The organism is Nocardioides sp. GCM10028917, from assembly GCF_042666175.1.
Taxonomy (GTDB): Bacteria; Actinomycetota; Actinomycetes; order Propionibacteriales; family Nocardioidaceae; genus Nocardioides.
In genome coordinates this window covers 20,114-34,415 of record NZ_JBHTFL010000009.1, presented here as the reverse complement: position 1 = coordinate 34,415, position 14,302 = coordinate 20,114, and the positions used below count along the sequence as shown (strand labels likewise).

13 protein-coding genes are annotated in these 14,302 nt (G+C 72.5%); 10 read left to right on the top strand and 3 right to left on the bottom strand.

All coding sequences use genetic code 11. The features are described 5' to 3' along the window. The first annotated feature begins 24 nt into the window (after positions 1-24). From ACFQW6_RS19345 to ACFQW6_RS19330, 4 genes are read left to right on the top strand one after another with little or no spacing between them, the layout of a single operon-like run. Positions 25-741: a response regulator transcription factor gene (locus ACFQW6_RS19345; RefSeq protein WP_378549314.1), complete on the top strand. Its 717-nt coding sequence runs from the start codon at positions 25-27 to the stop codon at positions 739-741. Continuing rightward, on the top strand, positions 738-2,186 hold the full coding sequence (locus ACFQW6_RS19340) for a sensor histidine kinase (protein WP_378549311.1): 1,449 nt from the start codon (positions 738-740) through the stop codon (positions 2,184-2,186). Before ACFQW6_RS19345 ends, ACFQW6_RS19340 begins: the two co-directional genes overlap by 4 nt. A gap of 20 nt (positions 2,187-2,206) precedes the next feature. Further along, entirely contained in the window at positions 2,207-3,034 is an 828-nt protein-coding gene (locus ACFQW6_RS19335; RefSeq protein WP_378549308.1) for an SDR family NAD(P)-dependent oxidoreductase, read from the top strand. 46 nt (positions 3,035-3,080) lie between these two features. Beyond that, positions 3,081-3,650: a DUF402 domain-containing protein gene (locus tag ACFQW6_RS19330; protein ID WP_378549305.1), complete on the top strand. Its 570-nt coding sequence runs from the start codon at positions 3,081-3,083 to the stop codon at positions 3,648-3,650. On the opposite strand, the gene ACFQW6_RS19325 is transcribed toward ACFQW6_RS19330, so the two are convergent. Further along, positions 3,628-5,022 (bottom strand): threonine/serine exporter ThrE family protein, encoded by a 1,395-nt coding sequence (locus ACFQW6_RS19325; RefSeq protein ID WP_378549302.1) that lies wholly within the window; start codon positions 5,020-5,022, stop codon positions 3,628-3,630. The two genes, ACFQW6_RS19330 and ACFQW6_RS19325, sit on opposite strands and share 23 nt — an antisense overlap. A gap of 106 nt (positions 5,023-5,128) precedes the next feature. On the opposite strand from ACFQW6_RS19325, the gene ACFQW6_RS19320 reads away from it, so the two are divergent. The 4 genes from ACFQW6_RS19320 (at position 5,129) to ACFQW6_RS19305 (ending at position 10,478) form a co-directional block, all read left to right on the top strand. Further along, a complete protein-coding gene (locus tag ACFQW6_RS19320; RefSeq protein WP_378549299.1) occupies positions 5,129-6,262 on the top strand; it encodes a glutamate--cysteine ligase in 1,134 nt (377 codons plus the stop codon). A 104-nt stretch (positions 6,263-6,366) separates the two neighbouring features. Continuing rightward, on the top strand, positions 6,367-7,770 hold the full coding sequence (locus ACFQW6_RS19315; protein WP_378549296.1) for a wax ester/triacylglycerol synthase family O-acyltransferase: 1,404 nt from the start codon (positions 6,367-6,369) through the stop codon (positions 7,768-7,770). Positions 7,771-7,780: 10 nt separating this feature from the next. Further along, positions 7,781-8,989, top strand: coding sequence for a site-specific DNA-methyltransferase (locus ACFQW6_RS19310; RefSeq protein WP_378549294.1), 1,209 nt, complete (start codon positions 7,781-7,783; stop codon positions 8,987-8,989). A 46-nt stretch (positions 8,990-9,035) separates the two neighbouring features. Beyond that, positions 9,036-10,478: a phosphodiester glycosidase family protein gene (locus tag ACFQW6_RS19305; RefSeq protein WP_378549291.1), complete on the top strand. Its 1,443-nt coding sequence runs from the start codon at positions 9,036-9,038 to the stop codon at positions 10,476-10,478. A 13-nt stretch (positions 10,479-10,491) separates the two neighbouring features. Here ACFQW6_RS19305 and ACFQW6_RS19300 read toward each other — a convergent pair whose 3' ends face one another. Beyond that, on the bottom strand, positions 10,492-11,076 hold the full coding sequence (locus ACFQW6_RS19300; protein ID WP_378549288.1) for a hypothetical protein: 585 nt from the start codon (positions 11,074-11,076) through the stop codon (positions 10,492-10,494). A 99-nt stretch (positions 11,077-11,175) separates the two neighbouring features. Here ACFQW6_RS19300 and ACFQW6_RS19295 point away from each other — a divergent pair, with 99 nt between their 5' ends. Both ACFQW6_RS19295 and ACFQW6_RS19290 read left to right on the top strand, forming a co-directional pair. Further along, positions 11,176-12,180 (top strand): GTP pyrophosphokinase family protein, encoded by a 1,005-nt coding sequence (locus ACFQW6_RS19295; protein ID WP_378549285.1) that lies wholly within the window; start codon positions 11,176-11,178, stop codon positions 12,178-12,180. Between the two features lie 45 nt (positions 12,181-12,225). Then, a complete protein-coding gene (locus ACFQW6_RS19290; protein WP_378549282.1) occupies positions 12,226-13,395 on the top strand; it encodes a calcium:proton antiporter in 1,170 nt (389 codons plus the stop codon). An 89-nt stretch (positions 13,396-13,484) separates the two neighbouring features. On the opposite strand, the gene ACFQW6_RS19285 is transcribed toward ACFQW6_RS19290, so the two are convergent. Then, positions 13,485-14,300, bottom strand: coding sequence for an ABC transporter substrate-binding protein (locus ACFQW6_RS19285; RefSeq protein WP_378549279.1), 816 nt, complete (start codon positions 14,298-14,300; stop codon positions 13,485-13,487). Positions 14,301-14,302: the final 2 nt, after the last annotated feature.

The window sequence follows — 14,302 nt, the reverse complement described above, 5'->3', positions numbered from 1 at the left end:
GGAAGCCCCGGCAGGATGCTGTGCGTGCAGCAGCTCACCCGCCCCGACGGCTCCCCCGTGCGTGTCCTCGTCGTCGACGACGAGGTCAACATCGCCGAGCTCCTCGCGATGGCCCTGCGCTACGAGGGCTGGGACCTCCGGATGGCGCACAGCGGTGCCGACGCGGTCGCCGCGGCGCGCGACTTCCGTCCCGACGCCGTGGTGCTGGACATCATGCTGCCGGACTTCGACGGGCTCGAGGTGCTGCGCCGGATGCGCGCGGACGGCAGCGACGTACCCGTCCTCTTCCTGACCGCCAAGGACGCCGTCGAGGACCGCATCGCCGGCCTCACGGCGGGCGGCGACGACTACGTCACGAAGCCGTTCTCGCTGGAGGAGGTCGTGGCCCGGCTGCGCGGACTGATCCGCCGCGGCGGCACGGCGGCGCAGGCCGAGGCCGGCAACGTGCTGGTCGTCGGTGACCTCACCCTCGACGAGGACAGCCACGAGGTGCACCGCGCCGGTGACGAGATCGCCCTGACCGCCACCGAGTTCGAGCTGCTGCGCTTCCTCATGCGCAACCCGCGACGGGTGCTGAGCAAGGCGCAGATCCTCGACCGTGTCTGGCAGTACGACTTCGGCGGCCAGGCCAACGTCGTCGAGCTCTACATCTCCTACCTGCGCAAGAAGGTCGACGCCGGCCGCGAGCCGATGATCCACACGATGCGCGGCGCCGGGTACGTCCTGAAGCCGGCGTCGTGACCACCCTCGCCGACCGGCTGCCGGTGGTGCCCCGCACGCTGACAGCCCGGCTCGTCGCGGTGGTCGTGCTCCTCGTCGCGGTGACCGCCGCGGTGATCGGCACCGCGACGGCGGTGGTGATGAAGGACTACTTCACCGACCGGCTCGACGACGAGGTCCGCGGCTCGCTCGCCCGCGAGTTCGGTCCGCCCACCGACTTCGGCCCCGGTCCGCGCGGCGACGATCGTGGGCCAGGCGGCCAGCGCATCGGCACCCTGACCGCCGTCCTCCCCAGCACGACGGGCGGTCCGTACGGCGTCGTGGTCGAGGACGCCTCCCGGGGAGGCGTGGACGAGCTGCCCGTCTCGGCCGAGGTCCTCGACCGGCTCGAGGACGTGCCCACCGACGGACGGGTGCGGGACGTCGACCTGCCGGGTCTCGGCACCTACCGGGTCCTCGCTGCCGGCGACGGCAGCACCACGGCCGTGGCCGGCCTCCCGACCGAGGAGGTCGACGAGACGCTCACCTGGCTGGTGACCATCGTCGTCGTCGTCGGGGCGGGTGCGGTGGCAGCCGCCGGCGCCGCGGGCACGATCGTCGTACGCCGCCAGCTGGCGCCGCTGCGCGAGGTCGCCGCCACCGCCCACCGGGTCGCGGAGCTGCCGCTGGCCTCGGGGGAGATCGAGATGACCGAGCGGGTGCCGGCGCGGTTGACCGACGAGCGCACCGAGGTCGGCCAGGTGGGATCCGCGCTCAACGCCATGCTCGACCACGTCGAGGACTCGCTCGACCAGCGGCACCGCAGCGAGCAGCAGGTGCGCCAGTTCGTCGCCGACGCGTCCCACGAGCTGCGGACGCCCCTCGCCACGATCGCGGGCTACACCGAGCTGGCGCGCCACCGGCCCGAGACCAGCGGAACGGCGCTCGACAAGGTCGAGACGGAGTCGGCCCGGATGACCGCTCTCGTCGAGGACCTGCTGCTCCTGGCGCGCCTCGACTCGGGCCGCCCGCTGGAGCGGCGGCCCGTCGACCTCTCCCGGCTGCTGCTCGAGGCCGTCGACGACGCCCGCGTGGTCGACCACGCCCGGTCCTGGCGGCTGTCGCTGCCCGACGAGCCCATCACGGTCACCGGCGACGAGGCGCGCCTGCACCAGGTCGTGAGCAACCTGCTCACCAACGCCCGCAAGCACACGCCGCCCGGCAGCACGGTGACGGTGACCGGCACGACCGGTGCCACAGGCGCCGGCTTCACCGTGCACGACGACGGCCCCGGCTTCGCGCCCGACCTGGCACCTCGCGCCTTCGAACGCTTCACGCGCGGTGACGCCGCCCGCACCCGCGGCGGCGCGGGGCTCGGGCTGTCCCTCGTGGAGGCGATCGTCGGTGCCCATGGCGGCGCCGTGACGCTCGACAGCCGGCCCGGCGACACCACGATAGCCGTCGGCCTGCTCTCCCCTACCGCGTAAACGGCAGTTACGGTGGCGGCATGAGCCTGACCACCCTCACCGACAAGGTCGTCGTCGTCACCGGGGCCGGATCGGGGATCGGTCGCGCCCTCGCCCTCCGCAGCGCGCGGGCGGGCGCCCTCCTCGCCCTGTCCGACTGGGACCGCGACGGCCTCGCCGAGACCGTCGCGCTCGCCGAGCAGGCCGGTGCGACGAAGGTCCGCCAGGACGTCGTCGACGTCTCGGACCGTGCTGCGGTCGCGACGTGGGCGGCCGGTGTGGTCGAGGAGCTCGGCCGCGTCAACCTCGTCGTCAACAACGCCGGCGTGAGCGCCACCGGCGACTTCTCCGACCTCACCTACGACGACCTCGACTGGATCGTCGGCATCAACTTCTGGGGCGTGGTCCACGGCTCCAAGGAGTTCCTGCCCCACCTCGTCGCGAGCGGCGACGGTGCGCTGGTCAACATCTCCTCGCTCTTCGGGTTGGTGTCGGTGCCCGGTCAGTCGGCGTACAACGCGACGAAGTACGCCGTCCGCGGGCTGACCGAGGCGATCCGCGAGGAGATGCTCGTGAACCGCCACCCGGTGACGGTCACCTGCGTCCACCCCGGCGGCATCCGCACCGGCATCAGTCGCCACGGCCGCAAGGCGGCCGGCCTCGACGCCGCCCGCATCGACGCGCTCTTCGAGAAGAAGCTCGCGAAGATGTCGCCCGACCGTGCCGCCGAGATCATCCTCGACGGCGCCCTGGCCGGGAAGCCGCGCGTCCTCGTCGGCCTCGACGCCCACCTCATCCACCAGTTCGGCCGGATCGCGGGCGCCCGCTACCAGGACGTCGTCGCGCGTCTCGCCGCCCGCACCCGCTGACGAGCCGGCGCGTCGAGGCGCCGCCTCGGCTGATAGGGATGACCCCATGGATCCCGGGACCGCCATCCGCTGCGAGATGACCAAGTGGGGCGACCGGCCGCACTGGCGCTTCGAAGGCGTCTTCCTCGGCTCGGACGACCACGGCCAGTGGCTGGGATTCCCGGCGGGCACCCACAACCGCCGCCCGGGCCATGAGTTCCACTCCGCGGTCGCCTGCGTGACGCTTGTCCAGCCGGGAAGGTGGCACCTGCCGACGTTCCAGGCGCCCGGCATCTGGTGCGACCTCTACGCCGACGTCACGACCCCGGCCGTGTGGGAGGCGGACGTCCTGCGGGCTGTCGACCTCGACCTCGACGTGATCCGGCTGCCCGACCCGCTTCCAGTGGTCGAGTCCGCGCCGTGGGACGTACCGCCCGCCGGTCCGGGCGAGGTCTTCGTCGACGACGAGGACGAGTTCGCCGAGCACCAGGTGCTCTACGGCTACCCCGCCGAGGTGGTCGCCGCTGCCCGGGCCAGCTGCGACGCGCTCGTCCGCGCCGTCCACGCCGGCCTGCCGCCGTACGACGGCACCCACCAGCGCTGGCTGGCGGAGCTCACTCGTCTGACGTCCGCCTGAGGGCGCGCCGCTCGGCGCGGGTCATCGCGCGGAACGGTCCGACCAGGCGGGGCCCGGCCAGCCGACCCTCCAGCCTGCGGGCCTCGCGCTTGAGCGGCTGGGCGACGTACTCCCCGAGGATCACGCCCGAGGCCAGCGCGATGGCGACCGAGATCGCCGTCATCAGCGCGAGGATGCCCTGGGAGACGAAGACGCCGCCCTCGGCGAGGAACGTCAGGCCGCGGTAGATCGACAGGCCGGGCAGGAACGGCACGATCGCCGGCACCGCCACGACCAGCGGCGGCACCCGCACCCGACCGGCGACGGCGTAGGCCACCAGACCGATGAAGAAGGCCGCCGCACCCGCCGACATGACCCGGCCGAAGCCCAGCAGCGCCACGCCCTGCGAGATCGACGCCGCGGCAGCGGTGGTGAGGGCGATCGGCACGACCGCACGCCGCGGGGCGTACGACGCGATGCTGAAGGCGGCCGCCGACACCGCCGCGCCGCCGAGGACCGCCGGGAGCTCCGAGACACCGAGCGCACCCGGGACGAGCTGGCCGAGCTCGAGCCCGATGCCGTCGGCCACCGAGATGCCGAGAGCGACGCCGGCGATGATGCCGGCCGTCGCCATCATCGCCTCGATGAGGCGGGCGCTAGAGGTCAGGTAGAAGCCGGTGAGCGCGTCCTGCACCGCTCCCATCAGGCCGATCCCGGCGAGCAGCAGGATGATGTTGGCGGTCACGACCAGCGACGGGTCGACCTCGATCGGCGTCGCCGCCACCGCCCCGGCGAGCAGCGTCGCGATCGCGCCTCCGGCGACCTGCAGGTAGAAGTACGGCAGCCGCCGTCGCGCCAGCACGATCTGCACGCGGTCGATGAGACCGGCCGCGACCGCGGCGGTGACCGAGACCACCGGCCCACCGCCGAGGAAGACGCCGACGGCCGCGGCCATCACCATCCACGCGACCGTCACCGCCCAGCGGGGGAAGGCGTGGCCGAGCGAGACGATGGTGGCCATCCGCGACCGCGCGAGGTAGAGGTCGGCCTGGTCGGTGAGGACGTCGCGCACCAGGTGGTCGACCGCGGTGAGGTCCTCGTAGTCGATGTCGCGCTGCTGCACGTGGCGCAGCATCAGCATCGGCACGTCGTCCGACGAGCGCTGGTGGCTCATCGACAGGGCGGTGAACGTCACGTCGATCTCGGCCGAGCGCAGGCCGAGGTGGTCGGCCACCGAGCGCATCGTCGCGGTCACGTCCGCGGCGCCCGCGCCGGACGACAGGAGCATCTCCCCGATGCGCAGGCAGAGGTCCATCGTCAGGTGGACCTCCCGGGCCCGTTCGGCCTCGAGCCGGGCCTCCAGCTCGGCCTGCGGATCGTCCTCGTCGTGCATGCGCGATCGTCCGTCCTGCTGGTCCACCCGGCCATGGTGGCAAAGGCCGGATCCCACCCGGCACAGGGGTGAGCCTCACCTGCTGGGGCGTCCCTAGACTCGATGCATGCGCATCGACTTCCACGCGTCGCCGGAGCCGACGCTCGGCGTGGAGTGGGAGCTCGCGCTCGTCGACCGGGCCAGCCGCGACCTCGTCAGCATCGCCTCGGAGGTGCACGAGCTCGCCGGCGGTCGGCTCGAGAGGCCGGAGCGGCTGCACAAGGAGCTGCTGCGCAACACCGTCGAGGTCGTCACCGGCATCTGCGACACCGTCGGAGAGGCCGTGGCCGACCTGCGGGACACCCTCGCCGTCGTCACGCCCGCGGCGGCCGAGCTCGGGGTCGACCTCCTCGGCGCCGGGTCGCACCCCTTCGCCGACTGGTCGCATCAGCAGCTCACCGAGGGCCACCGCTACGCCGAGCTGATCAACCGCACCCAGTGGTGGGGCCGCCAGATGCTGATCTGGGGGGTCCACGTCCACGTGGGGATGCCCGAGCGCGACCGGGTGATGCCGGTCCTGGCGTCGATGCTGACGACGTACCCCCACCTCCTCGCGCTCTCGGCGAGCTCCCCGATCTGGGCCGGCCAGGACACCGGCTACGCGTCCAACCGAGCCCTGATGTTCCAGCAGCTGCCGACCGCGGGGCTGCCCTTCGCCTTCGAGACGTGGTCCGAGTTCGAGAAGTGCATCGCCGACCAGACCACGACCGGGATCATCGACTCGATGGCCGACGTCCGCTGGGACCTGCGCCCCGCGCCGCACCTCGGCACCCTCGAGCACCGGGTCTGCGACGGCATGTCCGACCTGGGCGAGCTCGGCGCCCTCACCGCGCTCGTCCACTGCCTCGTCGTCGACCTCGACACGCGGCTCGCGGCCGGCGAGGACCTGCCGACCCTCCCACCGTGGCAGGTGCAGGAGAACAAGTGGCGCGCCGCGCGCTACGGCCTCGACGCGATCGTCATCCTCGACGACCACAACCGCGAACGGCTCGTCACCGAGGACCTCGACGACCTGCTCGAGCGGCTCACCCCGGTGGCCAAGCGGCTCGACTGCGAGGCCGAGCTGCGCAGCGTCGCCGACATCCCCGTCCGCGGGGCGTCCTACCAGCGCCAGCGGGCCGTCGCCCACGAGTCGGGTGGCGACCTCGTCGCGGTCGTCGACGCGCTCGTCGCGGAGCTCGCCCACTCGCTGGAGTCCTGACTGCGCTCCGCCACGCACGCCCTTGTGGCGCGCGGCGCGGGGCGAGAGGATGCCCGGACCTCTCCGCTTCGCACGGCGTCGAGGCCAAGACGGAGGAGCAGCCAGTGGTGGACCCGATCGACCCGACCGCGACCGGCTTCCTCCTCGCCGAGAACCGCAACATGCCGATGCACGTCGGCGGCCTCCAGCTCTTCGAGAAGCCCGCCGGCGCCGGCCGCGGCTACGTCCGCGAGATGTACGAGCAGATGCGCGACGTCGAGCAGATGGCGCCGCTCTTCCTGAAGCACCCGCACCGCTCGGCGCGTACGGCGGGCCAGCTGGTGTGGGTGCCCGACGAGCAGTTCGACATCGAGCACCACGTCCGGCACAGCGCGCTGCCCAAGCCGGGCCGCGTGCGCGAGCTGCTCGAGCTCTGCTCGCGGCTCCACAGCACCCGCCTGGCGTGGGAGCGACCGCTCTGGGAGGCCACGGTCATCGAGGGCCTGCGCGACGGACGCGTGGCGATGTACACCAAGACCCACCACGCCCTCGTCGACGGCGTCTCCGCGATGCGGCTGCTCGCGAGCGTGCTGTCGACCGATCCCGACGAGCGCGGCATGCCAGCCCCCTGGGCGATGCGTCCCCGCATGCCGCGCGAGAAGCCCGCGAGCACGGGCGACGCCTCACTGTCCGACGTCACGACCGCCACGCTGCGTACGGCGCTCGCGATCGCGTCGGAGGCCGCCGGCATGCCCGGCGCGCTGGTCCGCACCCTCAACAAGAGCGTGCGGAATGAGACGTCCGCGCTGTCGCTGTACGCCCCGCGCACCATGCTCAACCAGAACATCACCGGCTCCCGACGCTGCGCCGCCCAGGACTGGCCGGTCGAGCGGCTGCGGGCGGTCGGACGCGCGAGCGGCACCACCATCAACGACGTGGTCCTCGCCATGGTCAGCGGCGCGATGCGGACCTACCTGCTCGAGCTCGACGCGCTGCCCGACACCACTCTGATCTCGATGGTTCCGGTCGGCCTCAACGCCAAGCAGTCCCAGCTCGCCTCGGCCGACGGGGGCAACGCGGTCGGCTCGGTGATGGTGCAGCTCGGCACCCACCTGCCCGACCCCGCCGACCGCCTCGCGGCGATCCACCGCTCGATGATGGACGGCAAGAGCAGCCTCTCGGCGATGACGCCGACGCAGATCCTGGCGATGAGCGCGCTCGGGCAGGCGCCCGCCATCCTCGGCCCGGTCTTCCGGATGCAGGGCATCGTGCGCCCGCCCTACAACCTCGTCGTCAGCAACGTCCCCGGCCCCCGCACCACCCACTACTGGAACGGCGCCCGGCTCACCGGCACCTACCCGCTGTCGATCCCGATCAACGGGATGGCGCTCAACATCACCTGCACGTCCTACGACGGCAAGATGTGCTTCGGCCTCACCGGCTGCCGCCGCACGGTCCCCCACCTGCAGGTCCTGCTCCAGTACCTCGACGAGGAGCTGACCGCCCTCGAGCGGGCCGCCGGCGTCTAGGCTGGCGCGCGTGCCCGACGAGCCCGTGTGGAACACGCTCCACGTCGGTGACAACCTCGACGTGCTGCCACTGCTCCCGGCGGTGTCGGTCGACGTCGTCTACACCGACCCGCCCTACAACACGGGCAACGACTTCGCGTACGCCGACCGCTTCCGCGACGGCTCGCACGCCGACCCCTACGCCGGGCGGCACGCGGCGTGGACGGCGATGATGCGTCCGCGCCTCGAGGCGGTCCGCGAGGTGCTGGCGCCGCACGGGGCGGTGTTCGTCAGCATCGACGACAACGAGGTCGCCCACCTGCGGCTGCTGATGGACGAGGTCTTCGGGGAGGCCAACTTCCTCGCCCAGGTCGTGGTCAACCTCAACCCGAAGGGCCGCCAGCTCGGCCGCGGGTTCGCCACCAGCCACGAGTACGTCCTCGCGTACGCCCGCCACCTGCCGTCCTGCGCGGTGGACGGGGCGTCGACCGAGGCCGTCGACGAGTCGGACTTCCCGCTGACCACGCCCGACGGGCGACGGTTCCGCTACCTGCCGCTGCGCAACACCAACAAGAAGTTCAACCCGGTCAGCACACCGACGCTCCACTACCCGCTGCACGGCGACCCGGTGACCGGTCGGGTGTCGGTCCGTGCGTTCGACGGCAGCACGGCGCTGACGCCCGTCTTCGGCGACGGCCGCCCGGCGGTGTGGCGGTGGTCGAGGCCGCGCGTGGAGGAGCGTCCCGACGACCTGGAGTGCCGGGTGATCCGCGGCCGCAGCGGCGAGCGCACCGACATCTTCCAGCGCGACTGGCTGCACCGCGAGGGCGGGCGCCGCAAGAAGCTGCGCACCATCTGGCTGGCCGAGGAGATCGGCTCGACCGACACCGCCGTCGCCGAGCTCAAGGCAGTGGTCGGCCACGTCTTCGAGTCGCCCAAGCCCACCGGCCTGGTCCGCCGGATCCTGTCCACCCTGCCCGCCGACGTCGTCGTGCTCGACCCGTTCGCCGGCAGCGGCACCACCGGTCACGCCGTCGCGCTCGCCAACGCCGCCGACGGCGGCACCCGCCGCTGCATCAGCATCAACTCCGCCGAGCCCACCCGCGCGGGCTCCAACGCGCAGCTCGCCGGCCTCGCCACGGTCGCCGACATCACCCGCGCCCGCCTCACGGCCGTCGCCGAGGTCGTCGGCGGTGGTCTCGAGGTGCACGACCGGCTGGCCGGCTCGGGAAACTGCTGATCCCAATTTTCCCACCAGCCCCACAACGTCCTTTACTGTGGAGCGCGTGTCTTCCTCCACGCGCCGCTCACAGCCTTCCGCACGCCGCTCCGCTCCCGCTCGCGGGCGGGCGCTGACGGTCGCCACCGCCGGCGTCCTCGTCGCCGGCCTCGCGCTCAACGTCGGCGTCGGTCCGTCGGTCGCGGACGACGGCGACCGGACGGGCAGGGCGCAGAGCCGCGGACTGACGTACGGCGGCGACAGCGGCTACCGGGGCCGCAACCAGACCTCGGACGGCAAGCCCGGCATCGTGGTCGGCCCGCCGGTCAACGCCCGCGGTCGCGCGGCCACGGTGCTGAACGACGTCAGCTACGAGATCGCGCCCGGTGTCGTGCTGCGCGAGTGGGACCAGGTCGACGGTCGCCAGCCGATCGGGCAGGTACGGATGAACCTGCTCAGCGTCAGCCTCGACGCCCCCAACATCACCTTCGAGGAGTTCTCGCCCACCTACGTCACCAGCCGCAAGAAGGTCAGCCAGCTCGGCGGGTGGAACAACGCCCTCGGCGCGGTCAACGGCGACTTCTTCGACATCGGCGGCACCGACGCCCCGCTGGGCATGACGGTCAACCGCGAGAAGGGCGTCCTCACCGGCTCGCGCGTGGGCTGGATCCCGGGCGTCAACTCCTCGCTGTGGTTCGACGACTCCGGCCCGCACGTCAGCCCGCTGGCTCTCGAGTGGACGATCCGCCAGCGCAGGGCGTGGACCGTCAGCGGGGTCAACCACCCGATCGTGCCCTCGGGCCAGATCGGCGTCTTCACCTCCGACTGGCACCGCACGGAGGGCTACCAGGTGACGGACGGCAAGAAGCGCGCCCGTGAGGTCGTGCTCCGCAAGAACCGCGTCATCTCCAACAAGCCGAAGCTCTCCGACGGCCGCAAGATCAAGCAGAAGGAGCGGGTGCTGATCGGCACCGGTCCCGCCGCCGCCAAGCTGAAGAACCTCAAGCGGGGCAAGCGGATCACGCTGTCGCAGCGCATCGCCGGCGGCAAGCCGACGGTCGCGATCAGCGGCGACCGCCCGCTGCTCACGAACGGCGTCCGCACCGTCGTCAACAACACCATCGCCCACCCGCGTACGGCGGTCGGCATCGACGCCGACGGCCGCAAGCTGCTCATCCTCGTGGTGGACGGCCGCTCAGCGGTCAGCCGCGGCTACACGATGGTCGAGCTCGCCGACATCATGACCGCCCTAGGCGCGGAGAACGCGATCAACCTCGACGGCGGGGGCTCCTCGGCGATGTACACCCGCACCGGCACCGGCGCGTTCGGCATCGTCAACGAGCCGTCCGACGGCAGCGAGCGACTGGTGCCCAACTCGTTCGGCCTCGTCCACCACGGCGAGCTGCCGCCGGTGGTGCCGATCCTGCCGCCCACCCCGACGCCCACGCCCACGGTGCCCCCGACCACTCCGCCGACGCCGCCGCCGCCGACGCCGCCGCCGGTTCCCTGACCGGAGCCCCGGCTCAGGCGTCGGGCGCTGCGAAGACCACGACGTACGTCACCGGCGCGAGGCACTGCACGGTGCTCTTCGGCAGCGCCGGGACGACCTGGAAGCCCGCCTCGCCCGCGTCGATCGCGACGCTGCGCGGAGGCTCGCACCCGGTCGAGACGACGGCGCCGTAGGGGGTCGTGCCCGGCGCGCTCAGCTCCTTCACCGCGGCGGCGACCTCGTCCGGCAGTTCGCCCTGCAGGCCCATGCCGAAGTCGGCGACGGCCTGGTCGGTGTCGAGCGCGACGGCCATCTCAGACGGCGAGCCGCCACCCTCGGTGGCGTCGACCAGCACGGCGTCGGTCACGCCGGCGGACCCCTCGACGCGGACCGGCGTGGCGTCGCCGCTCGCGGACGGGTCCTGCGACGGGCTCTCGGAGGGGGACGGGGTCTCGCTCGGGGTGTCGGACGGGCTCGGCGTGCTCGTCCCTGCCGGGTCGGTCGCCGTACCGCCGTCGTCGTCCCCGCAGGCAGAGAGCCCTCCCGCCAGGACGAGCGCGGCGAGGAGGGCGGAGGCAGACCGGGTGCGGGCGCCCGAGCGGCGCGGTGAGGGGCTCATGGTGCTTCGACGATATCGACGGGCGTCCGGCTCCGCCGGAAGGCTCGCACGCGGGACGTCGCGTCGACGCCGTGCGGTCCGCACTGGCAGGCTGGCGCCATGAGTGGCCCCGAGAACCAGGCCGAGCCGGTCCGTGAGGCCGTCCGGGCCTACGCCGCACGGCAACCGCAGCTTGTGGCGGCGACCGCCGGGTGGGTGACGCTGATCCGCACGCTGCTCGACGACGCGGGCATCGACTACCTCAGCGTCACGGGGCGCACCAAGAGCGTGGCGTCGTTCTCGGCCAAGGCCAACCGCACCCAGGAGGGCCGCCCGATGTACGCCGACCCGCTGCAGGAGGTGACGGACCAGATCGGCGTCCGCGTCATCACGTACGTGCACAGCGACGTGGCGGCGGTCGCCGAGCTCCTCGACGAGGAGCTCTCCATCCTCGACGACCGCGACCTCGGCGAGGAGACGGCGCGGGCGGGCCGGTTCGGCTACGCCAGCCGCCACCTGCTGGTGCGCACCGAGGCCGGCGACGACGAGCAGCACCCCGAGCTCGTCGGCGAGCGGGCCAGCGTGCAGGTACGCACCGTGCTGCAGCACGCCTGGGCGGAGTTCGAGCACGACATCCGCTACAAGGGCAACGTCCCGGAGGACGCCGCCGCCGACCTCGACCGCCGCTTCACCCTCGCCGCCGGGCTCATCGAGCTGGCCGACCGCGAGTTCGCCACCATCCGTGAGCGCATCCAGGCGGCCGCGCCCGGCACCCTGGCGGAGCTCGATGCCGACCACATCGTCGGTCAGGAGCTGGCCACCTTCCTGGCCGGCCACTACAGCGACGCTGGCTGGTCGCACACCGACCACTACGACTGGATCGCCGGCCTGCTCGCCCAGCTCGGCATCGACACGGTCGACGACCTCGCCGACCTGCTCACCTCCGTCGACGCCGACGCGGTCATCCGGCGGATGGGCTACCGCTACCCCGCCGGTGCCGTACGACGCCTCGACGACGCCCTGCTCGCGATCTTCGGCGAGCAGTACGTCACCCTCGAGGGCAACAGCCACCGGGTCCCGCTGCTGCGCGCCCGGCTGGAGAAGCTCAGCACTCCCGAGGGCTGACGGGCGGGAGTCGGTCCGCTCCCGGGGCGCCCCTAGGGTTGTGCCATGCCCCGGCTGTCGTGGACCACCGTCACTCCCCTGCTGGCCGCTGTGGCACTGACGATCGCCTGGCCCCTGCACCCGGACAGCGCACCCGTGCTCGGCGTGCTCTCGGTCCTGCTGGTCGGCGCAGTGCTCGCCGCCGTGCACCACGCCGAGGTCGTCGCCCACCGGGTCGGCGAGCCGTACGGGTCGCTGGTGCTCGCGGTCGCGGTGACGATCATCGAGGTCGCGCTCATCGTCACGCTGATGATCACCACCGACAAGGACACCGCCGGGCTCGCGCGCGACACCGTCTTCGCAGCGGTGATGATCACCCTCAACGGCATCGTGGGCATCTCGCTGCTCGTCGGCGCGCTCAAGCACCACCTCGCCGTCTTCAACCCCGAGGGCACCGGCGCCGCGCTGGCCACGGTCATCGCCCTCGCCGTGCTGTGCCTCGTCGTGCCGTCGGTGACGACGTCGCAGCCCGGACCGGAGTTCACCGGCGGGCAGTTGACCTTCGCGGCGATCGCGTCGCTCGCCCTCTACGGGATGTTCGTCTTCACCCAGGCCATCCGGCACCGTGACTTCTTCCTCCCGGTGACCCAGGACTCGCACTCGCCGCTCGTCACCTCCACGGCCGAGGCGGAGGGCGCCGCCGCCCGCGCGTCCGGCAGCGGCTCGTTCGAGCACGAGCCGGTCGACGACGACGAGGACGGGCACGCCGACCCGCCTTCCGACCGGGCCGCCCTGACCAGCCTCGCCCTGCTCGTCGTCTCCCTCGTCGCCGTCGTCGGTCTGGCCAAGATCGAGTCGCCGGCCATCGAGTCCGGCGTGGCGGCGCTCGGCTTCCCGCCGGCGGTCGTCGGCGTCGTGATCGCGCTCCTCGTCCTCGCCCCCGAGACGATCGCCGCCGTCCGGGCCGCGACCCTCAACCGGGTCCAGGTCAGCCTCAACCTCGCGCTCGGCTCGGCGATGGCGTCCATCGGTCTCACCATCCCCGCCATCGCGGTCGCCAGCATCTGGCTCGACGGGCCGCTCGAGCTCGGCCTGAACCAGCTGCAGGTCGTGCTGCTGGCCCTCACCGCGGCCGTCGCGATCCTCACCGTCGTCCCGGGCCGAGCCAAGCCGCTCCAGGGCGGGGTGCACCTCGTCCTGCTCGCGGCGTTCCTGTTCCTCACCGTCGCGCCCTGAGACGCACCGGAGCGGTGGCTCGCCCACCTCCCGCGACTGCGGGACGTGGGTGGGCCACCGCTCGGGTGGACGCTCGACCTGCGGCAGGGTCAGCCGAAGTAGGTCGCGTAGATCTTGTCGTAGGTGCCGTCCTCGCGGAGGTCGGCGAGCGTGCTGTTGATGGCGCGCAGGAGCGCGATGTTGCCGTCCTTCTTCACCGCCATGCCGTACTGCTCACCGGTGTCGAACTCCCGGGCCAGCTTGAGCTTGCGGTTGTCGGAGACGAACTGGCCGGACACCGTGTTGTCCAGCATCGCCGCGTCGAGCTCGCCCGCCGCGAGCGCCGCCTGCAGGCCCGCCGCGTCGTCGTACGCCGTCACCAGCGTGGTCTCCGGGGCGAAGTCGCTGAGGTAGGTCTCGCCCGTGGTCTCCTTCTGCACCCCCACCCTCTTGCCGGCGAGCTCCGGGAGCTGGTCCAGGCCGGAGCCGCGCGGCGTGATGAGTGCCTGCTTGGCGTCGAAGTAGGGGCTGGAGAAGTCCAGCACGCGGGCCCGCTCACCGGTGATCGTCATCGCCGAGATGGCGAGGTCGCACGCCTCGTTGTTGAGCGAGTTGCCCGAGGTGATGTCGTCGAACGACACGTCGATCACGTCGAGCTCCGCGTCGAGGTCCTTGGCGACCTCGCGCACCAGGTCGATGTCGAAGCCGGTGGGCTTGCCACCCTCCTCGTACTCGAACGGCGCGTAGGGCATGTCGGTGCAGACGGTGAGGGCACCGCTGAAGACCAGCGACACCTCGCTCAGGGCGTCGGCCTCGTCGGCGCTGGCGCTGCCACCGCAGGCGCTGAGCGTGGCCATCAGGGCCACGGAGGACAGGGCGGCGAGGGCCGTGCGGGCAGGGCCGAGCCGTCGGACGGTGCGGGTCATGG